We start from the raw sequence: 26,044 nt of genomic DNA, 5'->3' as shown, positions 1-26,044 counted from the left end.
CCTCCGAAGAATCTGCGCCTATGGAAGAGCGCAGAGTTTCAATACTCCATTGTTGTCTATCCAGATACAGCCTATCTCATAGGTTTAGAGAATTATGTTTTTTTATGGTAAACGCTCCAAAAGATTTATCGACTTCCAGCACCAGCAGTAGGGCGTGGGGAGTAACCCATAGACTAACAAATTATCCCTAGTTTGTACAAAGGGCGCTCTAAACAATAGACCTGGGAGTTTTGAGTTCTAAAACTAAAAAAATGTGATTTTTATTTAAAATTTTTGTTGAAAGAATTATTTCCTTGGGCTGTAACGCTTATATGCTACACTCTACAAGTCTTTGCATAAATGAAGTATACCACGCCTCACACCCTACCCGAGATAACCACACGATACCGGATACAGACCGATGATTACTCCAGATGAATGCCATACAGACGGGTAGGTGTCCCATCTGGGCATCTAGATTCCATTTGATTTTACTATAGGCTATCCACTCTCCCCTCACTCTCCAACCGATGCGTTCACCTAGCCTGACGCAGTCTCCTCCAGCCTCTTGATAAATGGATTGTTGAACACTAAGTCCAAAGTGTCCTTGGCTGTATCTTACCCAAAGCTGGTCAATGGTCAGCAGGTCAGCACAGGGAAATGTTTTGAGCGACTCTACATCTAGCCATTTTTCAGCTTCTCGACCTGCTGCTTCCAGGAGTACCCTGGCTGTCTCTAAGTCGGCTTCTTTCCACTTTCCTGCTGCTAGTACGTCTCGCAGTTTAGTGTAGTCTACTCCTTTTTCAGAACGCAGTTTGAGTTCAGGTTCATAGTGATGTCGTGTCATAGGTTTGCGCCATGGTGATGGGAGTTGATCAGCAAAGATACAGTAAAGATAAAGTTTTGGCTTGTCTGTCAGGTGTGGGGTACATCCATCAACCATAGCATTGCCCTAATAGTCAACTACCAGACACTGACCGCAAAGCCATACAGCAATAATCGAGAAATTCTAGGTATTAGGCTAATCGTATTAGGTATGAGCTACAACAGGGGCACTTGAGCACCTCCGTCCTAAGAGAGCTAGACAACTTTCAACAGAACCCTCCCTAGAGTCTAAACCCTAGAGCCTAAACCCTAAATTCTGTTCGCGAAGGGTGACCGCAGGTCAAACAGGTATCTAAGAGACAAAATATGTAACAAAATGCGTTCCCGTAGCGTGGCCTACGGCCAATCGCATCTTTACAGATGTTCCTAGTCGTGCTTCAATGTATAGCCTGTGGTTATGGAGTTTAACAGGAAACCCGCAAAAAAAGGCTTAGGGGTAACACCCCTCATTCAAATTAACTACCAGTATCGGAAAATTACTGGTAGTCTAATTTAATGAACATTAGACCTGCTCCCATTTAGTTGCTCCATTTCTGTTGAAGGTTGACACAAAATAATCAACTATAAAGTGTCAACATAAGGTGTCAACATAAGGTGTCAACATAAGGTGTCAACAAAACCAAGTTTCACCGAATCGTGCAGGTAAAATGTGGCTCAAACGGGTTTTTAATGCAAATTATTACGTTGGAGCAAACCGAAAATTATGGCACCTGTATTGCCTCTACAGACGGTCGTGTTTCAAACTCTCTTCCTGCTGGTGGTAATTGCGGTGGAAGGGATAGTCCTGCAACGAGGGCTAAAACTCAACCGCAAAACCAGCATGCAGCAAGCTACATCGATTAATCTACTTTCCACTATTGTAGGTTGGTGGTGTTTTTTTGCCCTTCACGACCAACTCCCTACGGAATTTCAAGGCCAGATGATTAGTTATATCTTTTTCGATCACTTTTCAGAGGATAAGCCTGACAATTTTTATACTCTTATCGCTATGAGTGTGATCACAATTTTCTTTCTTTCCTTTATTATTAAGCTGGCAGGGCTGAGGTTACTCAAAATCTTTTTAGAACTAGCTGAAGATCAGGCAACTGCTTCCACATCAGCTTCCGACGAGGAAAAGTCATTATCCTTGAGGCGCTCTGGTCAGAGAGGATCGGGTGGGGAAAATCGAGCTATGGTCGTCCTCATTGCTAATTCCTGTAGCTATAGCGCTATTTTACTGCTTTTGTTTCTGCGTTTCCTTTATGTCAACCCCATTAGTGGATAACTAGCGTCGTGAAATTTTTCACATCCCTATTCGAATTTGTCATTGGCTTAGCGGTGGTAGACTCGCTGGTAAAGGTACTGAAACCTCCCAAGGCATTTTCCTGGCAGGCTCTAATGTGGCTAACTGTTTTTTCCTATGTAATGGCAGGGTTAGCCACGGGATTTGTACAACGGCTGATAGCAAGCTGTGGTGGTATTTTATTTATTTTATTTGTCTACTGGGTAACGGCAGCGGCGGCTAAGCTAAGAATTGCCAAGAAGAACAAAGACGCCAAGACAGGCTTGCCCCTGGGTCCCTGGATTACTGGCGCACTAACTAGTATTTACCTATTCGGCATCAATTTAAACGTTGGAGAATACCAGCTCGTAATTGACGGTATCAGTACCTATTTATTGGGCATCGACTCCAAAGACGTATCACCCTTGACGTTCATTAGTTGGCCATTGATATCAGCCGTAATTGCGGCTTTACCTTATATTTTAGCAGTAAGATTGAAGGTAAAAAAACCGTCTCCAGCAGAACGTCAATATCTAGTTATCTTATTCGGTAGCCAGCTCCTGATTAGCTGCTGGATACAGTTTTATTTCGTGATTCAAAACTGGCTAGTGCAATATCCTAGCTTACTGAGCGATGATTTTATCCATAGTTCCTTTGTCTGGAAATTGCCCTCTGCCCAAGTCACTATGGTATCTAGAGGTGTATCGATCTTAGAGGGGATGGAAGTTCAATTGAAAGAAGAGTTGAATGAAAAATCTTGGTCAGAGGTTGAGAAATCCCTGCTTAAAGTAAATCATAAAAAGTTGCTGAAGGGAATTGAATATCAAGCCAAGCAAAGCTCACCGGTTGCTGAAGATCCTCTATGGAAAGTGACCTATAAATTTTCATCCAGGAAGTCTGGGTCTGACTATAACTTAGACTTGCAGGCCAATTGGAACGGCCCCCGTTCAAACCCTGACACCAAACCTGACTCTTATTCCTTCACCAAGTCTTGTCGCATTAAGCAGGTAGATGGGCGATCAGGGTTAGGTTCTAAACCAATTGGTAATGTGGAATGCCAAGCCTCTAGGACAGGAGAAATTGAGGTGTTCGCTGACCAAGGTAAACAGTAAAAAGTAAAATTCAAAAGACTTGCTTGGATCCAGTAAACTAGAAAATAGCAACTAGAAAATAGCAACTAGGAAATCTAGGATTTATAAATAGGACACGAACAATATTGCTGATTTTTAATAACACCAAAAAATCTTCCAATCTCTTTCCTACTGCTCCCTACTCCCTGCTCCCTGCTCCCTTTTTAATTTAATCCTATGTTCACAACTAAAATAAAAATGCTATAGCAAATACTAAATACCAATTACCAATTACCAATTATTAAATACCAAATGACCAATGACCAATGAGGAAGAACAAATTCCCATTCATGGTATCAGTGGACTGGGAAAGTGTAGCAGCACGAGGATACTATCAGCCCTCCCGTAACATCAAAGTAGCTGAATCGGGGGGAGCTTACCAATTACCGCTCTCCTTTGAGACTCACTCACCCAAGGGATGCCCTAGGATACCACCAGATATTCAGTTGCGGCAGTATCAGCGGCAAGCGGTGGCCAATTGGTTTGCCCATCGGGGACGAGGAACCCTGAAAATGGCAACGGGTAGTGGTAAAACGATTACTGCTTTAGCGATCGCAACGGAACTGTATCAAAAAATCGGCTTACAGGTGTTGCTGGTGGTTTGCCCTTACCGCCACTTGGTTACTCAGTGGGCAAGAGAATGCGAACACTTTAATCTCGAACCGATCTTAGCCTTCGAGAGTGTCTACAGTTGGCAGAGTCAACTGTCTGCCCAGCTATACAACCTCCAGGTTGGGAAACAATCGTTTATTACCATAATCACTACCAATTCTACCCTGATTAAGGATGGTTTCCAGTCTCAGCTGAAGTATTTTCCTGAAAAAACCCTGATAGTGGGAGATGAAGCCCATAATTTGGGGACTACCCGCATCGAAAAGAGTTTACCCCGTAACATTGGACTGCGCCTTGGTCTGTCAGCTACACCGGAACGGTATTTTGATGAAGCTGGCACAGAAGCGTTGTTTGACTATTTTGGTTCAGTGTTACAACCAGAACTGACCTTAGCCGATGCGATTCACCAAGGAGCGCTAGTGCGTTACCTATACTATCCGGTGTTCGTGGAATTAACAGAGGCGGAAAATATTGCCTATGCTAGATTAACTCAACGGATTGGTTGGGCATTAGGGGAAGCAGACGATATAGAAAATGACACTACTTTAACATCGTTATTGATGCAACGAGCTCGGTTAGTTGGGGCGGCTGCTAACAAGTTAAGGGCGTTGCAGCGGTTAATGGCTAAGCGTCTCAACACCTACCATACCTTGTTTTATTGTGGGGATGGTTCCGTAGATGGGCAAGTGAGTAATGAAAGCAACCGTCAGTTAGCAGCAGTAACCCAGTTATTAGGTTCTCAACTGGGCTATCGGGTCAACACCTACACTGCTCAGACACCGTTGGCAGAACGGGAGGAATTACGTCGTCAATTTGAGCGGGGGGAGTTGCAGGGGTTAGTAGCAATTCGATGTTTGGATGAAGGGGTGGATATTCCATCCATTGAAACGGCGGTAATTCTGGCAAGTAGTAGCAATCCCCGGCAATTTATTCAGCGGCGAGGGCGAGTGTTGCGACCGCACCCAGGTAAGGAACGGGCAACGTTATTTGACATGATTGTTTTGCCCCCAGATTTAGGACGAGAAACTTGGGAAGTGGAACGGAGTTTGTTGAAAAAGGAATTGAAGCGATTTTTGGAGTTTGCTGAGTTGGCCGATAATGCTGGGGAGGCCAGGGTAAAATTGCTGGAAATTCAGCAGCGCTATGGAGTGCCAGATTGCTAATTCCCAAGAAAGCGATTTTTCTAAGAGACCAGTTTTTCTGGCCTCCCATGATTTTTGATCAAAAAAAGCGATGCAGCGCGGTCTTGGGGAGCCAGTGCGGTCTTGGGGGTTCCCCCCATGAGCAACTGGCGTGGTTTCCCCCATGACCGCGCTGCATCAAGACACGGTGGCAGTGTCACCGATTACGACAATAAACGATTGTCAATCTTCCGGTTCAAAATCTTCCTTACTCACCCCACAGGTCGGACATACCCAGTCATCTGGAATATCTTCAAAGGGTGTTCCCGGTGCAATGCCACTATCTGGATCCCCTACCTCTGGGTCATATACATAGCCGCAAACGGTACAGACATATTTCTTCATGGATATTGACCTAAATTAGTGTTCTTCTCTCATCAGTCTGATCATATCGTGTGCCGTTGTTTCGGTAGTGTTCTTTGTTATTGTTTTTTTATATAATTAATTCCATGACTCCCATGGAACTGAGCGACCAAGCAGTTCTTCCAATGCTGTAACTTCCTGTTTATAATACTTAGTAAGAGCATTTTTGATAGCTGGTGAAATCGACACTTTTTCCTGAGGCTGCACGTTAAGGCGTAAATAGATCGGATCGAGCGACCGTCGAATTTTCCTTAAAACTTTGTGAATGGGTTTGTCTTGTGTATATTGACGCATCGACTTTAAAAACTGCTCATAATTCCGGTGAAACCACCAATTTTTTACTGCCTTGCTGGGATTATATACTTTAAAGAGATAATCCCCATAGAAGCTGGGATCAATTCCTGCAAATCCACAGATTTTTTCAAGCACAGATTTGGGATTACGGGATAATTCTTCATAAAAATCTACATAAATTCTATCGGAGCCGAATAAGTCAAAGTAAGGCTTTAAGTAGAAAGAATAACGTCCTTGCTCAAGGGAACGCATATAGGTATAGGTATTTTCGTGATAAAAATTATCATTAATTAATTGCTGGTTAACATAGTTATCAAAGCTGATATCTTGAGGAATATACTCTTTCTGTTTAGCAAACTTATACCAAGAAATTAAGCGATAAACCGGTTCCCTTAGGATAAATATAAGTTTTACATTTGGTAGAGATAGTTTGATTTTATGGGGTGTCCCTGATGAGTAAAGATAGTCTGGTGTTGCCTCCATCCGAATTTTTTCGCAATGGTAACACTGAGCATAACGGAAAATATCATCATATTTTTCTAGACCATCTTCATATCGATAGTTGGAAGCTTCCGGATAATCTTTATCCAAAAAGAAGCGAATTTCTTTGAGGTTAGAGGTACAAACTTGAGGATGATCAGCTAGGTAATAAAATAGTGATGTTGTTGCCGCTTTTGTCGTGCCTCCAATAATCAAGTAAGCGTGCTGTTTAATACTTGAACTATTCATAGAGTTTATTAACCCTGATTAACTAGGATGGTTGGTGAGGACAGAAACACCCTTTTGATGGAGTAGATAGATGATAAGTATCACATAGATAAGAGCCATAACAGGCCAACTCATAGCAATACCAATCAATCCCCAAACTTGCCAAAATAACCAACTCAGAGCAACCCCTACAAATGCCATAGTCACCATACTCCAGACAACCAAACCATAAGCTCTCTGAGCATACAAGCCAGCTTCAAGCACGGGGATTAGAGAAATAAATGCCAACGACAGCCCTAACCACAAGAACACTTGAGACGTCTGCTCAATAGAGGTAGCTTCAAAAGAACCATGTCCGTATAGCAAACGAATGATTTCCCCATGGGATACCACAATGAAAAGTACTGCAGGTAAGCTTACTAATAGGGTTTTAGTCAGGTTTTTGCGCAAAGCCGATCCCAACCGGGATTTATGCCCAGCTAAGTCATGCTCTGTCATGGCAGGCAAGCTGGTGGTAGCAATACTGACACCAATAATCGTTTGAGCAGCGGAGACGATCCGAATCGCAAAGTAGAATGTGGACACCCCACCAACTGCTACTAAGGAAGGCAGCATCTGGCTCTTGACTAGATTAGATGCGAGCTTAATAACAAAACCGATAGTGGGTAAAGAACCTGCTTGCCACAGACGCAGGAGGTCATCTTTGCCAGCCCAGGCCAACCATTGATGCTGGTGTCCCGCTTTAAAAGCATCTAGAAATACCAGCACAAAGAATCCACCAAATCCCAAGGTATAAGCGTACGCTATCCACAGAGCAATACTAGACTGATGCCATGCCAACCCAATGGCAGCCACTACGAAACCTGGTGCGATCGCATTCCGCAGAGCTACCGCACTAAAGCGCCTTTGGCTGTTGAGGATTACACTAAAGACCGCAATCCCAGGAGCAAACAAAACCATTGGCGCACAGACCCGAAATAAAAACGTTGCTTGTGCTCTACCCTCTGGGGAAAATCCTGGGGCTAACCCAGTTATAATCAATGGCGCTAGAATTTCCAACAGAATAGTTAGACTAACACCGAGTACTAAAGCTAAGTTGACAATGCCACTGACCAAGCGATGATATTCCCTGAGACTCAGAGCATCTCGGCGCTCCATGAACATTGGAACCAAGCTTTGTCTGGTTCCCTCCCGGCTCACGGTATCAATTAGTCGTGGTAAGCTCAGGGCAACAATCAAGGCATCTGTGGTTTGACTAGTCCCCAGTTTCGCCGCCATCAAAATGTCTGCAACCCACGCCAGTAGCATACCCAAGAAGGTCAGAGACATCACTCGCAGCGTGGGAGATTTCCAGCCTTTGATTATACGGTTGGATAGGTTCATTGCTATTACTTACTGCATAGACCTGATTAAGGTAGCAGACTTGGAGTTTTTCCCTTTTGGTTGTCCGTGCTGGTAGTATCCAAAAATTACGAAATTGTTGGTAGATCCAAATTGTTGGTGCTTTTGAATTTACTAGTTTAAGACTCGGGTTGAAGTACCGGAGTGGAATCTTTGGGAGCGTCTGTCTTAGAACTCGGTTTTTCCCAGGCCAGGATAACCAGCCCAGTTGTAATTAACAGGCAAAGCGCCACAGCCCCCAGCATCACCGTTTTTTTGGTATTACCAACAGGTTCTTTCGGTAAGTTCGGCTCTACTAACAATTGCAGGGTTGGATAAGCAGTAGCATGATCCGATTTATTCAAGTTTAATTGAGCCGACTTCGCCGTAAATATAGCTTCAGAGATTTGCACCTCTCGCTCAAGCTCAGTCAGGGTTAACTGCTCCTGAATCAAGGTTTGAAGTCTAGACTCTAGCTGAGCAATTTGTTCTGCCAAGGTGTTAACTTGACCGGTTAGTCCCTGCTGTTGAGCTCTCTGGTTGATTAACACTTGTGCTAGATTTGCTCGACCTGTCTGGGCATCTAAGCCTAAATTGAGATTATCCAAACGTTGAACATCCATCCGCTTGCCCAATAGCTGTTGGCTACGAGCAAGTAATGCCTCAAGCGCCGCTTGCTTCTTAGCTTTGAGATTAATCACCTGAGGGCTATTTGGTGTCCATTGAGTATTGAGTATCGTTAGGTTAGCGCTGATATCGCTATAGTTTTGCCAAAGCTTTTTAAAGACTTCATCATCCTGAAGCATCAGAGCATCGGCTGCTTGGTCAGTTGACAACCTTAGGTTAGCTTCTAGCTGCCTTAATCCAGAGGTAGCCGCTTGCTGCTGAGCCAATAAATTAGCACGCTCCACTCGCAAGCTCTCTACTTCTTCTGAAAGGTTCTTGATTTGTTCAGAAATTTTGAGCGGTGAATTCTTTTTGAATTGAGAAAGCTTTGTTTGGGCTTTTTTTAAGTTACTATTAGCAGAGTCTAACGCTAACAACGTCTTGTTATCCTGACGAGCTGATTCTTCTGCTCTCAAGTAATCAATCCGCTTGACTAAGGCTTGATAAAAAGCCCGAGTATTTCGCTGAGCTTCCAGTTTGCTTTTGCCATCCACTTCAAATTCTATGATAGTGGTACCTCTATCCAAAGAAACCCTTGGCTTGGCAAACTCTTCAAAATCTTTGACTGAGGTATTAACAGCAGCAGCAGCTTCAGTTAATACGACGTCACTCATGGCGATATACTGGTAGTTTTCTCGTGGATCTACCTTTAAAAGATATCCGTAAGGAGACTTCTCACCTGGATTGGAGGAAGCTTGACCGACTCCAGGGAGTTGAACAGATCCTTGAGAACCCACACCAGGTATAATTGCTGCTGCCTTACTGGTGTAAGTTGGAGGGATTTGCTCGAGCACAAAAAAAGCTAAACCCAAAATAGCAGCATTACTCAAAATCCCCAAACTTATGTAGGAAAACCATTTCAACCCATTGGGTCGAGAACGTTGGCGTGCTTTTGGTAAGGCTCGAATCGGAATTGAAGATTCTGTCATCGTCTGTGATCAGAATAGATGCAGTCCACAAATTTACATTCAGACTAAATTATGAATATTTTGTGATTGTAGTTCAGATACCGTGCTTTTAAACAATTTTGACCAGTGGGATAAATCCTCTAGCTGCTATTATTATAGAACTAGATGACAGAATTAGATGACGCCCACAATAGTTTTTTTTTGCCCATTGAAATCACACCCCCATAATACTACAGATGCAGATGGGGTTAGCCAAGACCAACTAACAACGGCCTAGCCTAATCGATCTTAAAATTCACTTGATCAATCAGTTCTGATCCATGTTCAACCTACCCTACAAGGGAAGCCAAGGGTTAACAACCTTCAACCTTCAACCTTCAACCTTCAACCTTCAACCTTCAACCTTCAACCTTCAACCTTGGCCAAAAGGCCACGCAATCGCGTTCAACCTTCAACTTCCAATCTTCAACCTCCCAACTCCCGAGAACGCTGATAAGACCCTAAAACCGCCTCAATCAAAGCTGATCGAAAACCAGCCTTCTCCAACTTAGCGATCGCAGCAATTGTGGTTCCCCCAGGACTAGTCACCTTATCCTTCAATTGAGCTGGATGCATTTGAGTTTCTTGTAACAGCTGGGCTGTCCCCAATACTGTAGACAGGGCCAACTGTAATGCGATCGCTCTGGGTAATCCAGCTGCCACGCCCCCATCTGCTAGGGCTTCCACCAAAATCGCCACATAAGCTGGGCCTGACCCAGATAAACCGGTCACCGCATCCATCAGGTGTTCCGGAATCTCAACTACTTCACCAACAGCCCTAAAAATTGTCTTTGCTTGCTCCATTTGATCAGGCGATACCCATTTTCCGGCCGCTAGGGCTGTGATTCCTGCCCCAACTGTTGCAGGAGTATTAGGCATTGCCCGGATCACTGGCTGGGAGGCAAAAGCGGTTTCCAGTCGTTCCAGAGGCACTCCAGCTATAATTGAAATCACCATTGGCAACGTTCCTAAGCTGTGACCGTTGTCACCTCTACCCATTCCCAGTTCTGCCGCTACCGCTTCAAATACCTGAGGTTTAATTGCCAGTAACAAAACCTCTGATGCTGCCGCTGCCGCTTGGTTATTGGCAGTGACCCTTATGCCGTATTTTTGCGCCAAACCATCACGGCGCTGCTCCAGCAGCTCACTCACCAAGACCTGATCAGGGTGGTAAAGTTGTTGGGCAAGTAGACGGGATAGGAGGGCTTCTCCCATGACACCGCCACCAATTATGCCAAGTTTTATAGGCAACCCAACACCTCTCTTTTCAACTATTAATGTTATTCATGAAACACTATACACTTGTCAAGTCCTGACGCTTACTGAGCCATCTGATCTGGCTCAGAACCCCAGGCTGGTGACGGAGCTGTCTGACGGGGATTAGGGACTTGGGGAGTAGGTATCTCATGAATCACACCAGACTGAGTACTTACCTGAACACAGCTTGGTGTGAACAAGAAAATACTTTCACCAATACGCTCTTGATGACCATCAATAGCGTAAGTCCCACCAGCCACAAAGTCCACCGCTCGTTGTGCTTGGTCTGGATCCATGATAGTCAGGTTTAAGACCACCGACTTCCGTTCCCGCAGTGCCTGAATCACTTGGGGCATTTCTTCAAACGAACGAGGTTCAATCACTGCCACCTCTGAAATCCCATTGGCTGCTCCAGGCATGCCAATCACATTATTGATCGGAGATGGCCCTACGCCTGCTTCTGATACCGTTGTCCGCTCCCGAGAACGACGTCTTGTCGGACGTTCCTCCTCTGGTGGCGGTTGCACCGGTTGCTCTTGTGGGTAGGGAGTTGGGTAAGCATCCCCCTCCATATCTTCATATTCGTATTCGTATTCCACTGGCTCATTCAGACCGACGAAATCGCGCAGTTTATTAAAAATACCGCTCATAGTCAACTCTCCATCACAACTTTAGTGTAAGCTTCTGCAAAACCGATAATCGACCTTCTCTAGGGCAGCAGTCTTGAGTAGATGCTTAGACTAGAACGTAAACAGTCTAACTTACCCCATAAGCTTACTTAATAATTTTCACCCTTGAGAACACCACAAGGTTATCAATATAGAATATATATCTGCCTTCTGCTTGGGGTGTAGTTGTGGAAACAAACACTTAGCAGAAGGTTATGCCATTATATATAAGAGGGCAATATTGATGATGGATGTGGTTGGGTATATACTACCCCATTACTTGGCTCTAGCCATAACCTAATTTCAGAAAACCCTCACAATCATCGTTTATACCTACTTCTGGCGGTAATATCAGCCCATTCACCTTGTCCGGCTCCAAAGAGTCTCCCAATTAACCCGAACGGGTTTCCTAATGGAACTTATTGGAAGGTTTGCTGATGGATAATCCGAAGCTGCTCATAGTCAGCCGATGAACCACTGCGCCTAAGTAAGCGAAGGCGATTTTCTACCAACAGCCGAGCCTCAGAACGACTGATTGGCTCAAAGGCAATACCATTGGTGGTACTTTTCACCAAAAAGAAAAGTCTCTGGGCATAGATCGTAGTGAACAACTCTTGTTGTTCTTCAACAATGCAAACTCGAAACAGTAGACCAAAATTGGGGTGATGGAGGTAGTTTTCAGAACTCATCAAAATCCATACTAGGCGGTACTTGAGCACCGAACAGTCTGATTTGGGTCAAATAAGTCATTGCCATGACTTACTTTTCCTTAGTCAGGTTAGTGGTATTATGCCAGGGGTTTTGGTTAATTAGTTAATTCAGGTCACACTAGGAGTCACCAAGACCCTAACAATTCCTAAAGACTTTAACCAAGTTATAGAGATAATAGCTTGATTAGTGGATTTGAGTTTGCCAGGGAGAACAATTAGGGGATTGGGTCATATTGTTTCTGACACCATAAGATTTCTAAGATCATGGCAATCTGATCTAACTCACTAAGTCTACCCAAATCTTACATAAATACATCTCCCCTACCTTGGTTGAACTGCTCAATACCGATACCAACAGATTTGAGATAGACTGAGGATTGATAAGAATCCCATAGGGAAAGAGGATGGGGAGGAAAAAAATACACTAATAGTTTTGGCAATAGTTTTGGCAATAGTTTTGGCGGTGACTTCGTGAAACTTTAATAAAGATTGCTCAGAAATCCACATGTTTCAAAAATTCTAGGTCGATAATGGTTCTATAAGCTAATGATTCCCCTAGTAATTAGCCAACAAACTATCCGGATTAACGAGTCTAATGACTGAAAAATTGAATGAACAAGAGACAAAAACTATCAGTATAGAGGTGCATCCAGATAATAACTGATTAGGCGTTTTCAGGATGTTATTGATTAAGGGTAAGCATTTTGCTAATAGCCTAATCTCGACCCTGCAATGTTTGTAGGGTCATTATTATGAATTGATAGTGATTTTACAATTGTCCATGTTACTTTGTCTCAATTGCTGGGCATCAAGCGTGAGTAAGTCCTGGTAAATTGGTCACTCAATTTGGTCACTCAATTTGGATAGTAGGCTGACACACTGGGCTGTTAGTCTGTGAACTTCAATCGATAAATCTTTGAGGAGTAAAGTAGAAACATAATGTTTGACTGCATAATCGTTGGTGCGGGACCGGCTGGTGGAACTGCTGCTTATCACCTGGCTAAAGCTGGAAAGTCTGTGGTGGTTCTAGAAAAAGAATCCTTACCCCGGTACAAAGCTTGTAGTGGTGCGGTTTCCCCACAAGTGCAACAGTGGTTTGATTTCGACTTTACACCTGTCATATCTCTAAAAGCTGAGAGTGTACGCTACACCTGGAAAATGGATGATCCAGTAGAGGTGAAACTGGACACTCAAGAACCGGTTTGGATGGTGCAACGAGATGTTTTCGATCACTATCTCATCCAACAAGCCCAAAAACAAGGTGCTGAAATTCGAGATAATACAGCAGTTACAGGGGTAGAGTTTAAGGGAGACCACTGGCAGGTCAACACTGTCAATGGGACTGTGGAAGGTCGCTATGTGATTGCAGCTGACGGTGCTACTGGACCGATGGCAAAATGGTTGGGATTCAAAGAACGTAAGTCACGTTTAGCATTAGCCCTAGAAGTGCCAAAATCGGACACTAATAGTAAGGAGATCCATTTTGACTTTGGTCAGGTCAAAAATGGCTTTATCTGGAATATTCCTAAAGCCGAAGGCTACTCCATTGGTCTTGGCTCCTTACGGGGTGGTGACCTCAAAGACATCCAAAAGATAGTCAAAGGTTATGCGGAGAAATCCGGCTTAGACCTGAGTAGCTGTCAACAGCACGAAGGTGCCATCTGTGTCTGGGAAGGTCAGGAGAAGCTCCATACACAAAATGCTGTATTAGCTGGGGAAGCTGCTTGTGTGGTGGATCCCATGACTGCTGAGGGAATTCGACCCTCCATGTTTAGTGGGATGAAAGCAGCTGAGGCCATTCAACAAGCTTTGGCAGGTCAAGCTGATGCCTTAGAAAACTATACCCAGGTGATGCAGGAAGAACGGGGAACTGATATGAGTTGGGCTGCTAAGCTCGCTGGTGCGTTCTACAGCTTTCCCGGAATTGGGTACAAAGTCGGCGTTAAAAAACCCGTTGCTACTCAAATCATGCTCAACATTCTGTGTGGGCAATTACGCTACTCCGAAGTAGTAAATCGTGCCATGAAGCGCTTGAACCCATTAAGCGGGGGATAATGGTGATAGGATAATTAATCTTTTCTGGTATCTTATCACGTAAATAGTTGGGGTTGTTGAGGGTGGACGCTTGACTGTCAACCCTCAACCGTCAACAGATAATACCATTAATGTCGGGTAAAAATGACCATACTTGACCCCACCACAGGACTACGGGCAAGTAACTTTCCCTCTAGGTCAGTAATTTCCAACTTGCTAAAGTCTAATTCTTGAGACTGACTCAGCATCCTTTGAGCTAAGGTATTCTGCTGAGCATCGTTGAGTTGGTACCACTCATCATTTACCTTGACCAAGAGCATACTTCTGAGAAAGTTCGCCTCAATTGCTTGAATCAGGTCATTACCGTACTGAGCGGTAATAGCGGCAATTTGATTTTGAATTGCGACAATCAGGCTTTGTTCAGGAGTTAACTCTGGTGTGGGTATGGGTTCCGATTCCACCAGTTGTGATTCCTGAGGAACTTCCAAATTTTGTGGAGAATTAATGGTATCAGCAGGAACTTGTGCCACCTGTGCTGGTGTCTTTGGTAGAAGCGTTAGTGTTGTCCATAGAATGACTACTACCACGCTTGCGATCGCACCAGTCAACATCCAATCAGACAGTTTTTCATTCCAAGCTGCCGGTAGCAAGGAGCGGACTTTTTTTAAGGTGCCATCCCAAAACTGGCCAAGAGTACTAAGAATCGGCAGCAAGCGATTCATTAATCCAGACTTAGGCTCAGAAGACGATAACTTTCCCTTGCCAGTTGTCTGAGGCGATGGACTTGTTGTTTCCAAGCTGTCTTCGGATTTATCTGTCACTGATGGTGTCGGCGGCGTTTGAATTGGTTCATCATTTGCCGCTTCTGGCTGCTGTTTTTGCTCTTCTGACATTATACTTCCTCCCAGGCAGCGCCATTTGTTGATTCAATGGATTAACACTCCTCCTTACTCACTATATGTCGGTTTCGCGTTGCTCAAGCAAGTTGATGTCAGGGGTAAGGCTAACCCCGTATCTATAGCACCTCACCCCTCACAGTCCCCAATTTTTCGGTCAAAATGTTCCCATAATGTTAATGGGAAATTGAAGAGGTATTATACCCAATCAATTTCCCAGTATTAAAGCTCCGTCTTCAAGGTAGGAGGGCTGAGATATTTGCGATTCGGTTATACCGCAGCAAAGTAAACTTTTGATTTAACAGGGTCAGGGTTCATAGTTTTGTCACCTGGTTGCCACCCTGCTGGGCAAACTTCATCGGGATGAGCTTGAACGTATTGAATCGCTTTCAAGGTACGCAGGGTTTCGTCAACGCTACGACCAAAGGAGAGGTTATTGATAGTAGCGTGCTGGATTATGCCCTCCTTGTCGATGATGAATAAACCACGCAAGGCAATACCGGCTTCCGGGTCAAGAACGTTGTAAGCTGTGCTGATTTCTTTTTTGATATCAGAAACCAGAGGATAAGCTAAATCGCCTACACCACCACTCTTGCGGTCAGTCTGAATCCAAGCCAGGTGAGAGAATTCGCTGTCAACAGAGACGCCAAGGACTTCGGTGCCTAGTTCTTTGAATTCTTCAAAGCGATCGCTAAATGCAGTAATTTCGGTAGGACAAACAAAAGTGAAGTCTAGGGGATAGAAAAACACAACGACGTATTTACCACGATAGTCAGACAGTTTAATTGTCTTGAACTCTTGCTCGAATACAGCAGTGGCCGTGAAGTCGGGAGCCAGTTGGCCTACCCGGAGACATCCTTCTGTTGTAGTCATATAGTTATGCTCCTTAAAGTGTGTAGGGTGTCAGTTGGCTACAGATTGCTGATCAAGTGGTGGTCACCTCAAACCGTGCTACCCATACTATTTCTCAAAGTGCTGGCTAAATACATACATCTTGAGAGGGAGTTCATGGATAAGAAAATTATCTACCCAATATCCGATTTTCATGGTCAGACCATGATCTGTAACCAACCACACAAATGGTATCAAATCTAATTGATTATTTACGAACCTTTACAAATATATCATAGTCATAACGATTTTGATTAGTAGGGTTTTCTTCAGGTGCGACAATCACGCGAATTTAATTCTTAATGGTAAGAGCGCACCTAAATATCCAGTATTAGAAAATACTTGATGGAGCTTTATCCTTGATCCTTTCCACCTTATCCTTGATCCTTCCTATTTTATCCTTGATATTTTCCACTTCATCGTTTAAAATTGCGACTTTATAATTGATCCTAAATCCTTGATCCTTCAAGAATACTCAATTCCAACAGGGTTACCTCCCAAACCAATCGCGGTTGAGCATAACTGAGCAGGTATCGCCGAGCTTGCTCTAGCTTTTTAATCATGTCTGGTTGAGTGTGTGATTGCCAGTAGCAGTGTTGTAAATACTTCACTAACCAAAGCTGAGTGTGGGTATCCAGCTTGTTGTCGATTTCCTTTGCCAGTTCCAATGCTTGACGGGATGTGTGGGGTAACTGGGTAAGTTGGGTAAGTAAGTTTGGAGGCATGGCTTTGAGTTGCTCAAAAGCAGCGATCGCTTCCCCCGGACTTCCCTGGGCAATGGCGAGTACTGATGGTTCCTGTAAAATCTGTTGATGACCGGTTTGCCGCAGCACTGTTGTCATAGTTTCGGGCCCCAGGCGATAAAATGGAATCCGCTGACAGCGAGACACTAGGGTCGGCAACAAAGATTCAGTGTTAGGTGCGATCACTATCAATGTAGCGTTTCCTGGTTCTTCGAGAGTCTTCAGCAAACCATTGGCTGCTGGCTCTGCCATAGTTTCTGCCTGCTCTAGTACCACCACCTTGCGCGATGCTTCTAGAGGAGAATTACTCAGAAACCGAGCAATTTCCCGAATTTGTTCCAACCGAATTTGGGGGGGTGCCTGACGCTGAATTCCTTTTTGGACAGCCTCTGTAGCAGAAACAAGTATACCATTGTGGAGATAGGTTGGCTCTACCCACAATACATCCGGGTGATTGCCCTGAATCAGTCGTTTTTTAATTGATACTTGCCCATCAGCTGGGATACCTTGACAAAACAACTGTTCAATAAAAGCCCGTGCTACCAGATTCCGCCCCACCCCAGATGGACCGGCAAACAGGTAGGCAGGGGCAATGCGGTTGGTTGTAATTGCTCCGTGCAATAATGCGATCGCTTGGTCTTGCCCTAGGATAAAATCGAATGCTCCTGGAACCATGATTTAAACCGTTCACGCAAAATCTTCTGAATGGAATTATGGACTTCCTCCTCACTGTAGCTAGCATCTACCCGAACAATCCGATGGGGATTTTGTTGATACAACTCCTGAAATCCCTGCTGCACTCGTCGGTGAAATGCTAAGTCAGCTTGCTCCATGCGGTCAACGGTTCCCCGCTGTCGCGCCCGTTCCAGACCAATTTCGACATCAATATCCAGCCACAGGGTGAGGTCACTTTCCAGTCCAGCGGTAGCAATTTGATTAAGCTCCTCGATCAATTTCAAGTCAATACCTCGCCCATAACCCTGGTAGGCAATTGTCGAATCCGTGTAGCGATCGCATAAGATAATTGCTCCGTTGACTAACTGTGGCTTAATCAACTCTTCAACATGTTCAGCCCGATCAGCAGCATAGAGTAAAAGTTCAGCCCGAGGGTGAATCGGTGAGGAATCTTTATCCAGTAGCAGTTGGCGAACCTTAGTGCCTAATAATGTTCCCCCCGGTTCTCTAGTGACTACAACAACGGGCATGGTTTGATCCAAAGTACCTAGACAGTCTTGTAAGCCACTAGCTCGAAGCCAATTTGAGCATCGCTGTAGTTGGGTAGTTTTACCACCACCTTCCACTCCCTCGAAAACAATTAGCTTACCGCTCAAGCCTACCTCCTTTACTACTCATGCATAAACATGTTCAGGACTTACGCAACTGGCACAGTGGATAGCTTAATATAGTACTTTAGTACTATATTAAGCTACGTCTGTGATCAGCCCTTTTTCAGATTAGTAATAGTAATTAATGGTCGTTCGTTTTTTAATTTTTCTGATAAAATTAGAGGAGGGTGCTTTAAAAAATTCAGTTAGTGATGAAATTTACTAAACTTAACTATTGTCAATACTTATTAAGTAGCCACCTCAATTATACTCTCACCAATTTAGCCGAACATTTAGAGCAGATTAGCCATGATCAAATTAACCGTTATCTAAAAAATGAGAAGTTGACCCCACGCTTACTGTGGGATAATGTCAAAGACTTAATTGAAATAAATGAGCAAGCCTATCTAGTTTTTGATGACACAGTAATTGATAAACGATACTCTAGAAAAATAGAGATAAGTAAACGACAATATAGTGGTAATTCCCATGGTATAATCCAAGGAATTGGATTAATAAATTGTATATATGTCAATCACGAAACCAAAAAGTTTTGGGTAGTAGACTATCGTATTTATGACCCAGAACGGGATGGTAAGACAAAAATAGAACATGTTTTGGATATGCTCCAAAACCTTGTCTATTCTAAGGATTTGCCATTTAGAACTGTATTGATGGACAGTTGGTATGCCACAAATAAAATAATGTTATATATCGAAGGTTTGAGAAAATATTATTATTGTCCTCTCAAACGGAATCGACTTGTGGATGATACTGGCAATTCCCGAAGATTATCAAAGAATTGAATCATTAGTTTGGGATGAGAAAGAATTAAACTCCGGGAAACTAGTAAAAATTAAAAAATTTCCCGGCTCCAAAAAAGTGAAACTTTTCCGGGTAAGTGTCTCCACCGACAAAACGGATTTTATCGCTACAAACGATTTATCTCAGAATTCTACGGACGTTGTACAAAAAGAGTGTAAGGTTCGATGGAAGGTTGAGGAGTTTCATCGAGAATTAAAACAATTGACTGGTATTGAATCATGTCAATGTCGCAAGGGTCGTATTCAAAGAAACCATATTGCTTGTGCTATTTTAGTTTGGCTCAGACTCAAAAATTTAGCTTATAAAAGTGGTCAAACAATTTATCAAATTAAGCATGGACTCTTTTCGAATTACTTAATTAACCAACTAAAACGTCCCGACATTACTATGTCTATAGTTTAGTTATTACACTCTCGCCGTGCTCTAGCCCCACCATTAGTTGTGCCAGTTGCGTAAGTCCTGATGTTGATAGCCTACAGCTTAAACCATGGGTTGAACAAGCTCAGGCATTCAGCGGTTCCAATTAGCTTGGCTATAAATTACTTCTCATTAAGCTGTGCTAAGAAATACTGACGATATAAATCACAACTTGGCATGACGTGATTCCCGTCAAAGGTTATCAAACCTAGATTCTTTAATCTATTGATTAAAATTGAATCTAACTCAACACCTCTATCGGTTTGAATCACCTTGTTGAAGAAACTGGCTAACTCATGATTTTGCCTAAGTCTAGTTAATTTTAGCAGCAGATGAACCCTAGAAATTCCCTCTCCAGTAGGTGCTTGCTCAAGAATTTTTTCTAGGCTAAGGTTTTGGCAAGCCAAGTGATAGAGAGCAAGCTGCCTAGAGGGGCGACAATTAGGGGGAAAAATCAGGTATGACAAGGGGTTTAAGGAAATAGCCTCCGGAAAAATCGGAGGCTATTGTCAATAATTTTTATTTGTTGACAACAAAATTATGCAACGCCCTGAATTATTACCAAAAAAATGCAGCAGTAGCTTGGAGGAACAAAAACAAGTCTTATCACCAAGTATAGAGTTATTGAAAGAATGTTCCGATATCTAAAAAGAGTAGGATATAGTATGGAAGATACTAAATTCAATAATGACCGACTTGTTTCTATTATTTTATTGCGGTGCGCATTCCATCGCCTAGGTAATGCGCACCAATATAAATTAATTTAGACTATAGTTGGGCATTTTTTTTAGGTCATAACGGCAAACATAAAGGTGTCTCACTATGTAAATAGTACCACTTAAAAACAAATATTATACAAACGACATAGTAATTTTTTTATCGTTCTGTTTAAACATAATTAATTTACTTGCTTTGTTTTTTTGTTTTTTTAGAATAGTTAATGCAATAATTTATCTCTTTATATCCCCATAAACATCACTATTATCGCCAATGTGTGAGAGCTGCTTTCCTTCTCCAGTAGGCTTTATAGCCTTCATTATCGCCCCCCAGGAAGTTTTAAAACTTACTTTGTAAAAATTTTTGTTTATTTTGAAAAACTATTTGCGTTCTTTAGTCCCCATGACTAGAGATGAGTTAGAACAAGCTCTAGTTGATTGTTGTAATTTTTTGACTAAAGAAGAGATAACAAAATTTTTTTATTATTGTTGTTATTGTAACTAAGTTAAGTGCAAACTGCTATAAGTCCTGGTGGTTTATGGGTAGCGATCGCCCTTCTTTGCCTGAACTAGCCACAGTTAAGGGTGCCTACAGGTAAACTATAACAGTAACCATAAACTATTCCCTGTCTAGGACAATTGAACCCCTGATGCTCACAGACCTTAACTTTAGTGGCTTAATCAATCAGCGCTTCTTCCACAATTTTGTGCCTGTACCAGCAACTAACGCCCTACAACTCGGAGCAAGGACACCTGATTTTGAGCTACCAGATATTACCAATAACCGTCAGACCAAATTATCCGATTATCAGGGTAAACAACCGGTCATCTTGGCATTCACCCGAATTTTCACAGAAAAGCATTACTGTCCCCTGTGCTTCCCTCACATCAAAAACATCAATGAGAACTACCAACGTTTCACTGAGAAAGGAGTTGAGGTGTTAATGATTACGAGTACAGATATCAGGCAAAGCCAACAAGTTGTTAACGATCTCAGTTTACGAATGCCACTTCTGAGCGACCCCAACTGTGGCACCTTTCGCGGCTATAACCTTGGTCAAGCACTGGGTGCTCCCCTACCTGGCCAATTTCTTTTAGATCAGCTAGGAAAACTCCGCTTTCAACATCTATTTTCTTTTCTCAATTCAAATGCTGAAGTAGAGACACTGTTAAATGCCATCGATACCCTCTTATGAGGTAAAGTCAATGGTCTTACCCCTACTCCCTACTCCCTACTCCCTACTCCCATTAACCCACTCCTAGTAAGTCCCTCACCCAATTGAGAACTGCTAGATATAATCATAGTCGAACTTGGGACAAGTGACTCCGGGGATTGAAGCGGCGACTTTCACGGATTTTTTCATAGTACTCCTGCTCCTGATTGGTGAGGTTTTTCGGAGTTACTATCGTAATTCGCACTAACTGATCACTACGTCCACCCTTAGGTAAAGACCAGCCTTTACCCCGCAACCGCAGAGATTGACCAGAACGAATACCAGCAGGAATATTCATACTCACAGAGCCATCTGGAGTTGGTACGTCGATTGACCCACCCAAAACGGCTTCATCTGGTGTGATTGGCACTTCGCAAACCAGATTCTCACCATCGAACTCAAAGAAAGAGTGAGATTTGAGTTCTACTTTCAAATACAAATCTCCCTTTTGCTGATTCAGAGGGTTGACCTGACCCTTGCCTCGCACCCGAATACGACTACCGGGTTTGGCACCAGGGGGAATCTTGACAGTTATAGTTTCACTACCTAGGCTGAAACGTTTTTGGACACCATTAAAGGCTTCAGACCAACTGAGGCTAATGGTTGCTTCCCGGTCAGCACTTGCTCCCGTAGTGTTGTTAAAGCCTGAGGTGCTGCTATAGCCACTAAAACCACCAAAATCATTAAACCCATTAGAGTTAGAAGTACTTGTACGGTAGGAGTAGCTATGACTACTTCTGCTTCCACCACCGGGCGCACCAGTGCTAAAGCGACCTAACAATTCATTAATGAACTCGTCAAAGCTGCCGTACTGGCTAAAATCAAAGCCACCAACATCAACACCGACTCCACTACCACCAGACCATCCTTGTCCCGCTTGCTTCCAGTACTGACCAAATTGATCGTATTTCTTCCGTTTGTCCGAGTCAGATAACACTTCGTAGGCTTCATTGACTTCCTTAAAGCGAGCCTCGGCTTGTTTGTCCCCAGGATTCAGGTCTGGGTGGTACTTCCGGGCCAAACGGCGAAAGGACTTTTTAATGTCATCAGCACTAGCAGTTTTGCTGACTCCTAGGATGGAGTAATAGTCTTTGAAGTCGGTCGCAGCCATCAAGAGTTTCTCCTAATCGTCTAAGATCGTAACGGGTAAGTTATTGCCCTTGGATTATGGTTTATCTACCTCAACGCTAGGGTAACAAAGGTTTCAACTAAACTTAGTTCGGTTCTTCCTCACTGGTGCGATCGCAATTTCCGTACATGTTAAATACTCTGTCAAGGCTGTTTTCAGGGTTAGGGCAAGGTCTTCGGTAGCAAGGTGTTAGGCTAATGCTTGTAGTAATTAATGCCTAGGCTAAGCATGTCTAATCCCTATCCCTAGGGTAAGTTTGCCTAGCGCCTAATTTTGATGTAGATGAACTTACCGTTTCCACCCCATAGGACTAAATCACGGCTCCATGGGGAATTACGGCATTTTTGAGCACTACAACAATGCCATTACGAATATAAAATCCCTCGCTTTCGCAGTTGGCTTCTTCTACACGATCCTTGTTGAATATTTTGACATTGTTACCGATACAAGCATTTTTATCGATAATTGCACGACGAATAACAGTATCCTTACCAATCCCTAAAGTCACTTGGCCTTGTTCTTGGGCTGATAGACGTTCTGTTAAAGATTGATAGTAGTCAGCCCCCATAATTAAAGAGTCCTCGATAACTGTTCCAGCTTCCACTCGCGATCGCAATCCCAATACCGAGTTATTAATGCGGCAGTCTTTGAGAATACACCCTTCCCCAATGATTGACTCTGTTACCCGACAGTCTAAAAGCTTTGAGGGCGGTAGATAACGAGCCCTGGTGTAAATCGGAGCATCTTCCTGATAAAAGCTAAAGGATGGCTTAGGTTGACGAGTCAGGGATAAGTTAGCATTGTAGAATGCCTCAATAGTGCCGATATCTTGCCAATAATCATTAAATAAATAAGCTTGAATGTTATACTTTTGCATCGAGGCTGGGATAACTTCGTTACCAAAGTCTGTGTGCTCAGAATTAGCTTCGAGGAGTTCTTTCATCACTGCTTTACTAAAGACATAAATCCCCATAGAAGCAATATAAGGACTATTTCTGGCTTGTTCTGGTGTAAGCCCAAGCACAGTAGTATCCACTTGCATTTGTTTGAGCAATTCCCCTGTGGGTTTCTCGCGAAAGTCAATCACCTTGCCCCGATCATCAATTTGCATCAAGCCAAAGCTAGATGCCCGTGTCTCATCAATAGGCACAACCGACAGAGTAATATCCGCTCTAGTGTCCCGGTGACGTTGGAGAAATAACCGATAGTCCATCCGGTAGAGGTGGTCTCCGGATAGAATTAGGTATTCATCAACATCCCAGCCATCAAATAACCAGAGATACTGACGAACCGCATCTGCTGTTCCCTGAAACCAGCTTGGGTTTTCGGCAGTTTTTTGGGCTGGTAAAATTTCAACAAACCCTTCTGTCAAGCCAGAGAAATTATAGGCACGGGTAATGTGGCGATTGAGAGATGCTGAGTTAAATTGGGTTAGGACATAGATTTTGTAAATCTCAGAATTAATGCAGTTACTGACAGGAATATCGATCAACCGGTATTTGCCTGCCAATGACACCGCTGGTTTAGCCCGGGGCTTGGTTAGTGGATATAAGCGGCTTCCTGCACCACCGCCGAGAATGATTCCTAAAACTTTTTTCACAAAACACCTCTGAAAGGCTCATGCCTGAACAACTCCAGTCTCTGATCGGTTTGGGGCAGTTTTCAAGGGGGCTAAGCCAGTACTTTATTATAAATGCAAAGTTTTCGAGAAGTCTATGTAAAATCCCTAGTTAGCGCCACAGTAAGTTCGGTACTTTCCCGGTGAACAGTAGTAGGTCAAGGGGAAGAGAATAAAATCGCTGGGTCAAATTAATTGGGGAAAGGTTTTAAGACAAATTGAAACCCGGTCGGGCATTTGTATTGCCAGAGGATGGATAACTCAGATGGATACCTATACCAGTGGGTGTCCGGAATCCCTTTAGCCAATTCCTATAGACCCAAACCCGAAGCCAATTCTGATGCAGCTATCCCTAATTAGCAATTGGTACTAGCTATTGCTATAGATAACTAACTAAACATTTTGAATCACTATAGCAAACGTTACTCTTCTCCCCCCGCTGTTTTGGGGGGCTAGTTGTGATTCTCAATCAGCTCAAGTTATGACCCTGGGTCATTATCGGTAATTTCAAGGGTGACAGGAGTAAGTTCAGTATCTTCGGGATAGTTGGTTTCGTCATCTGTGGCTGTAACAGTGTGAGTGATGGTGCCGGGGTGAACACCTTCAGGAGTGCCATCATCTATAACCCGCACCGTCACAGATCCAAAGCACAGTTTATGCCTGTGGAAGTTATAGGGACTTGGTATCAGTAGTTCCAGTGAGCTTAGCAGAAAAAACCCCTTACTGAGTAAGGGGTTTTTTCTACTTTTATCAACCTTCCTGTTAATCAACCCTTCTTGGGTTTTTTCCCTGTTTTAGAATTGCTGAAAAGGATTTGGATTAAACGCGATCGCCAATTTCTGCCAACTCACGTCCACCAAAAATTGCTGAACCATCAGAGTAGAACTTAAACTCCATTAAGTTATAAAATGGATCTTGGAGGAAAAAGGTGCGATGCTCTGTAAGTTGACCGGGAAAGCGAGTCTTGGGTTGCTCGTAGAAGGGTAATTCTTTTTGTTGAGTACGGGAAAGTAAGGCTTCCCAATCAGCCAGGGATGTAAAAACTAACCCGAAATGTCGAGGATAAATACCCCGCTGAGGTGTCAGGGGTTCTTTGGTTAGGTGAGCCACGAGTTGATGACCGTATAAATTCAGAATCACCGCATGGCGAGATTCTCTACCGATTTCGCAGCCAAGTCCATCACCGTAGTAAACTTTAGTTTGCTCAATGTCGGTAACGGGAAATGCGAGATGAAATAGCACTGGTTTCATAAGTTTTGGTTTGAAGGGAAAACTGTTGAAGGTTTTGACAGTTGAACGCGCACGCGTGGCCTTTTGGCCAAGGTTTTAAAGTTTGAAGGTTGAACGCGCACGCGTGGCCTTTTGGCCAAGGTTTTGAAGGTTGAACGCGCACGCGTGGCCTTTTGGCCAAGGTTTTGAAGGTTGAACGCGCACGCGTGGCCTTTTGGCCAAGGTTTTGAAGGTTGAATGTTTAAGGTTGTTCTTGCCCAGGGATCTCTTGTAGGGTAGGTTGAACGCGCACGCGTGGCCTTTTGGCCAAGGTTTTGAATAAATTCAACTTTATTCAAGAATCTGAACTAATCTGGTATCCGATTGCTTCAGTAGTGTGCTTTGTTGTTGGTTTTTTGGATAATGGGGAATAGGCAATGAGTAGTGGGGTAATGGCTCAGAAGCAATCACAATTACCAATTACCAATTACTAATTACCACTTCTAGCAATTCTCATACTGATGAGGTACACAGGATTTTTTAGCATTCTCCCCATACCCTCGCCCGATAACCCTACTCCCTACTCCCTACTCCCTAAAACCCAGTAATTTGTACCTCACCCAATTGATAACTGCTAGAGCAATTATCAATTACCAATTACCAATATAACTATTTTGCTATGCTTGATGATATTCTTTCTTTAAATCCTTGGCTAGTTGCTGTTGGAGTGAACACAGTTTTCCTAGCCATGGTATGGATTGCTCCCAAAAAGTTACTCACCCCTGCTGGGATCGTCCACGCTTGGATATTAGGGGTACTGATTTGGGGTACTCTGAGTTGGCCAGGTTACACAGTAGTTGGATTTTACTTTTTGGTAGGGTCTGGTGTCACCCGCATTGGTATGGCGCAAAAGGAAGCGGCAGGAATTGCGGAAAAGCGTTCCGGTGCTAGGGGACCAGAGAATGTTTGGGGTTCAGCACTTACTG

The 26,044-nt window shown here is 43.5% G+C and carries 25 protein-coding genes and 1 pseudogene; 7 read left to right on the top strand and 19 right to left on the bottom strand.

The genetic code is table 11. From position 1 onward, the window contains the following. Positions 1-307 precede the first annotated feature (307 nt). Complete coding sequence (locus tag F6K57_RS19590; RefSeq protein ID WP_293025015.1) at positions 308-922, bottom strand: GUN4 domain-containing protein; 615 nt, start codon at positions 920-922, stop codon at positions 308-310. Between the two features lie 645 nt (positions 923-1,567). Between F6K57_RS19590 and fraC the strand changes: the two genes are divergently transcribed. From fraC to F6K57_RS19575, 3 genes are all read left to right on the top strand, one after another. Continuing rightward, positions 1,568-2,128: a filament integrity protein FraC gene (gene fraC / locus F6K57_RS19585; RefSeq protein WP_293070051.1), complete on the top strand. Its 561-nt coding sequence runs from the start codon at positions 1,568-1,570 to the stop codon at positions 2,126-2,128. A gap of 8 nt (positions 2,129-2,136) precedes the next feature. Next, complete coding sequence (locus F6K57_RS19580) at positions 2,137-3,237, top strand: DUF5357 family protein (RefSeq protein ID WP_293070049.1); 1,101 nt, start codon at positions 2,137-2,139, stop codon at positions 3,235-3,237. A gap of 284 nt (positions 3,238-3,521) precedes the next feature. Then, complete coding sequence (locus F6K57_RS19575) at positions 3,522-5,030, top strand: DNA phosphorothioation system restriction enzyme (RefSeq protein WP_293070048.1); 1,509 nt, start codon at positions 3,522-3,524, stop codon at positions 5,028-5,030. A gap of 201 nt (positions 5,031-5,231) precedes the next feature. Here the strand turns inward: F6K57_RS19575 and rd are convergent, their stop codons facing one another. From rd to F6K57_RS19535, 8 genes are all read right to left on the bottom strand, one after another. Beyond that, a complete protein-coding gene (rd, locus tag F6K57_RS19570) occupies positions 5,232-5,393 on the bottom strand; it encodes a rubredoxin (protein WP_293025023.1) in 162 nt (53 codons plus the stop codon). A gap of 96 nt (positions 5,394-5,489) precedes the next feature. Beyond that, positions 5,490-6,434, bottom strand: coding sequence for a sulfotransferase (locus F6K57_RS19565; RefSeq protein ID WP_293025025.1), 945 nt, complete (start codon positions 6,432-6,434; stop codon positions 5,490-5,492). A gap of 18 nt (positions 6,435-6,452) precedes the next feature. Beyond that, complete coding sequence (locus F6K57_RS19560) at positions 6,453-7,796, bottom strand: lipid II flippase MurJ (RefSeq protein ID WP_293025027.1); 1,344 nt, start codon at positions 7,794-7,796, stop codon at positions 6,453-6,455. A gap of 137 nt (positions 7,797-7,933) precedes the next feature. Then, positions 7,934-9,388 (bottom strand): hypothetical protein, encoded by a 1,455-nt coding sequence (locus F6K57_RS19555; RefSeq protein WP_293070045.1) that lies wholly within the window; start codon positions 9,386-9,388, stop codon positions 7,934-7,936. Between the two features lie 444 nt (positions 9,389-9,832). After that, positions 9,833-10,657 (bottom strand): pyrroline-5-carboxylate reductase, encoded by an 825-nt coding sequence (gene proC / locus F6K57_RS19550; RefSeq protein WP_075900396.1) that lies wholly within the window; start codon positions 10,655-10,657, stop codon positions 9,833-9,835. 68 nt (positions 10,658-10,725) lie between these two features. Next, positions 10,726-11,313, bottom strand: a complete 588-nt coding sequence (locus F6K57_RS19545; RefSeq protein WP_293025031.1) for a cell division protein SepF — start codon at positions 11,311-11,313, stop codon at positions 10,726-10,728. A 437-nt stretch (positions 11,314-11,750) separates the two neighbouring features. Next, the gene (gene pipX, locus F6K57_RS19540; RefSeq protein WP_293025033.1) at positions 11,751-12,020 is read right to left on the bottom strand and encodes a transcriptional coactivator PipX; all 270 of its coding nucleotides are present in this window, start codon (positions 12,018-12,020) and stop codon (positions 11,751-11,753) included. 323 nt (positions 12,021-12,343) lie between these two features. Continuing rightward, positions 12,344-12,493, bottom strand: coding sequence for a hypothetical protein (locus F6K57_RS19535; RefSeq protein WP_293070043.1), 150 nt, complete (start codon positions 12,491-12,493; stop codon positions 12,344-12,346). Between the two features lie 487 nt (positions 12,494-12,980). Here F6K57_RS19535 and F6K57_RS19530 point away from each other — a divergent pair, with 487 nt between their 5' ends. Further along, positions 12,981-14,096, top strand: coding sequence for a geranylgeranyl reductase family protein (locus F6K57_RS19530; protein ID WP_293025037.1), 1,116 nt, complete (start codon positions 12,981-12,983; stop codon positions 14,094-14,096). Between the two features lie 107 nt (positions 14,097-14,203). Here F6K57_RS19530 and F6K57_RS19525 read toward each other — a convergent pair whose 3' ends face one another. From F6K57_RS19525 to tmk, 4 genes are all read right to left on the bottom strand, one after another. Next, complete coding sequence (locus tag F6K57_RS19525) at positions 14,204-14,968, bottom strand: hypothetical protein (protein WP_293025039.1); 765 nt, start codon at positions 14,966-14,968, stop codon at positions 14,204-14,206. A gap of 273 nt (positions 14,969-15,241) precedes the next feature. Continuing rightward, the gene (locus F6K57_RS19520; protein ID WP_293070040.1) at positions 15,242-15,844 is read right to left on the bottom strand and encodes a peroxiredoxin; all 603 of its coding nucleotides are present in this window, start codon (positions 15,842-15,844) and stop codon (positions 15,242-15,244) included. A 467-nt stretch (positions 15,845-16,311) separates the two neighbouring features. After that, positions 16,312-17,280, bottom strand: a complete 969-nt coding sequence (gene holB, locus F6K57_RS19515) for a DNA polymerase III subunit delta' (protein WP_293070038.1) — start codon at positions 17,278-17,280, stop codon at positions 16,312-16,314. Continuing rightward, positions 17,250-17,936 carry a dTMP kinase gene (tmk, locus tag F6K57_RS19510; RefSeq protein WP_293070036.1) on the bottom strand — a complete coding sequence of 229 codons (687 nt, stop codon included), beginning with the start codon at positions 17,934-17,936 and terminating at the stop codon, positions 17,250-17,252. The genes holB and tmk overlap by 31 nt, the downstream gene beginning before the upstream one ends. Before the next feature lie 206 nt (positions 17,937-18,142). On the opposite strand from tmk, the pseudogene F6K57_RS19505 reads away from it, so the two are divergent. After that, a pseudogene (locus tag F6K57_RS19505) lies at positions 18,143-19,157 on the top strand (transposase). Positions 19,158-19,294: 137 nt separating this feature from the next. On the opposite strand, the gene F6K57_RS19500 reads toward F6K57_RS19505, so the two are convergent. Beyond that, the gene (locus F6K57_RS19500) at positions 19,295-19,639 is read right to left on the bottom strand and encodes an AAA-like domain-containing protein (RefSeq protein ID WP_293070034.1); all 345 of its coding nucleotides are present in this window, start codon (positions 19,637-19,639) and stop codon (positions 19,295-19,297) included. Between the two features lie 899 nt (positions 19,640-20,538). On the opposite strand from F6K57_RS19500, the gene F6K57_RS19495 reads away from it, so the two are divergent. Next, positions 20,539-21,084: a redoxin domain-containing protein gene (locus F6K57_RS19495; RefSeq protein WP_293030349.1), complete on the top strand. Its 546-nt coding sequence runs from the start codon at positions 20,539-20,541 to the stop codon at positions 21,082-21,084. A 103-nt stretch (positions 21,085-21,187) separates the two neighbouring features. Here the strand turns inward: F6K57_RS19495 and F6K57_RS19490 are convergent, their stop codons facing one another. From F6K57_RS19490 to F6K57_RS19470, 5 genes are all read right to left on the bottom strand, one after another. After that, complete coding sequence (locus F6K57_RS19490) at positions 21,188-22,213, bottom strand: DnaJ C-terminal domain-containing protein (protein WP_293070032.1); 1,026 nt, start codon at positions 22,211-22,213, stop codon at positions 21,188-21,190. Between the two features lie 328 nt (positions 22,214-22,541). Beyond that, complete coding sequence (locus F6K57_RS19485; RefSeq protein ID WP_293019000.1) at positions 22,542-23,831, bottom strand: glucose-1-phosphate adenylyltransferase; 1,290 nt, start codon at positions 23,829-23,831, stop codon at positions 22,542-22,544. Positions 23,832-24,328: 497 nt separating this feature from the next. Beyond that, positions 24,329-24,487 carry a hypothetical protein gene (locus F6K57_RS19480; RefSeq protein WP_293070030.1) on the bottom strand — a complete coding sequence of 53 codons (159 nt, stop codon included), beginning with the start codon at positions 24,485-24,487 and terminating at the stop codon, positions 24,329-24,331. Between the two features lie 181 nt (positions 24,488-24,668). Continuing rightward, positions 24,669-25,100, bottom strand: a complete 432-nt coding sequence (locus F6K57_RS19475; RefSeq protein WP_293018997.1) for a VOC family protein — start codon at positions 25,098-25,100, stop codon at positions 24,669-24,671. Continuing rightward, complete coding sequence (locus tag F6K57_RS19470) at positions 25,054-25,260, bottom strand: hypothetical protein (protein WP_293070028.1); 207 nt, start codon at positions 25,258-25,260, stop codon at positions 25,054-25,056. Before F6K57_RS19470 ends, F6K57_RS19475 begins: the two co-directional genes overlap by 47 nt. Before the next feature lie 477 nt (positions 25,261-25,737). On the opposite strand from F6K57_RS19470, the gene F6K57_RS19465 reads away from it, so the two are divergent. Further along, the coding region (locus tag F6K57_RS19465; RefSeq protein WP_293070026.1) for a DUF92 domain-containing protein at positions 25,738-26,044 on the top strand (307 nt) is incomplete at its 3' end.

The organism is Moorena sp. SIO4A5, assembly GCF_010672005.1.
Taxonomy (GTDB): domain Bacteria; phylum Cyanobacteriota; class Cyanobacteriia; order Cyanobacteriales; family Coleofasciculaceae; genus Moorena.
The sequence above is the reverse complement of the archived record's forward strand: the minus strand, read 5'-3'. Positions and strand labels throughout refer to the sequence as shown.

Excerpts from the sequence above, each read along its gene's own strand:
- F6K57_RS19475 (WP_293018997.1), bottom strand. The coding sequence starts at position 25,100 with ATGAAACCAGTGCTATTTCATCTCGCATTTCCCGTTACCGACATTGAG.
- F6K57_RS19560 (WP_293025027.1), bottom strand. The coding sequence starts at position 7,796 with ATGAACCTATCCAACCGTATAATCAAAGGCTGGAAATCTCCCACGCTG.
- F6K57_RS19490 (WP_293070032.1), bottom strand. The coding sequence starts at position 22,213 with ATGGCTGCGACCGACTTCAAAGACTATTACTCCATCCTAGGAGTCAGC.
- F6K57_RS19530 (WP_293025037.1), top strand. The coding sequence starts at position 12,981 with ATGTTTGACTGCATAATCGTTGGTGCGGGACCGGCTGGTGGAACTGCT.
- F6K57_RS19495 (WP_293030349.1), top strand. The coding sequence starts at position 20,539 with ATGCTCACAGACCTTAACTTTAGTGGCTTAATCAATCAGCGCTTCTTC.
- fraC (WP_293070051.1), top strand. The coding sequence starts at position 1,568 with ATGGCACCTGTATTGCCTCTACAGACGGTCGTGTTTCAAACTCTCTTC.
- F6K57_RS19555 (WP_293070045.1), bottom strand. The coding sequence starts at position 9,388 with ATGACAGAATCTTCAATTCCGATTCGAGCCTTACCAAAAGCACGCCAA.
- rd (WP_293025023.1), bottom strand. The coding sequence starts at position 5,393 with ATGAAGAAATATGTCTGTACCGTTTGCGGCTATGTATATGACCCAGAG.
- F6K57_RS19525 (WP_293025039.1), bottom strand. The coding sequence starts at position 14,968 with ATGTCAGAAGAGCAAAAACAGCAGCCAGAAGCGGCAAATGATGAACCA.
- holB (WP_293070038.1), bottom strand. The coding sequence starts at position 17,280 with ATGGTTCCAGGAGCATTCGATTTTATCCTAGGGCAAGACCAAGCGATC.
- F6K57_RS19565 (WP_293025025.1), bottom strand. The coding sequence starts at position 6,434 with ATGAATAGTTCAAGTATTAAACAGCACGCTTACTTGATTATTGGAGGC.
- F6K57_RS19590 (WP_293025015.1), bottom strand. The coding sequence starts at position 922 with ATGGTTGATGGATGTACCCCACACCTGACAGACAAGCCAAAACTTTAT.
- F6K57_RS19545 (WP_293025031.1), bottom strand. The coding sequence starts at position 11,313 with ATGAGCGGTATTTTTAATAAACTGCGCGATTTCGTCGGTCTGAATGAG.
- F6K57_RS19520 (WP_293070040.1), bottom strand. The coding sequence starts at position 15,844 with ATGACTACAACAGAAGGATGTCTCCGGGTAGGCCAACTGGCTCCCGAC.
- pipX (WP_293025033.1), bottom strand. The coding sequence starts at position 12,020 with ATGAGTTCTGAAAACTACCTCCATCACCCCAATTTTGGTCTACTGTTT.
- F6K57_RS19575 (WP_293070048.1), top strand. The coding sequence starts at position 3,522 with ATGAGGAAGAACAAATTCCCATTCATGGTATCAGTGGACTGGGAAAGT.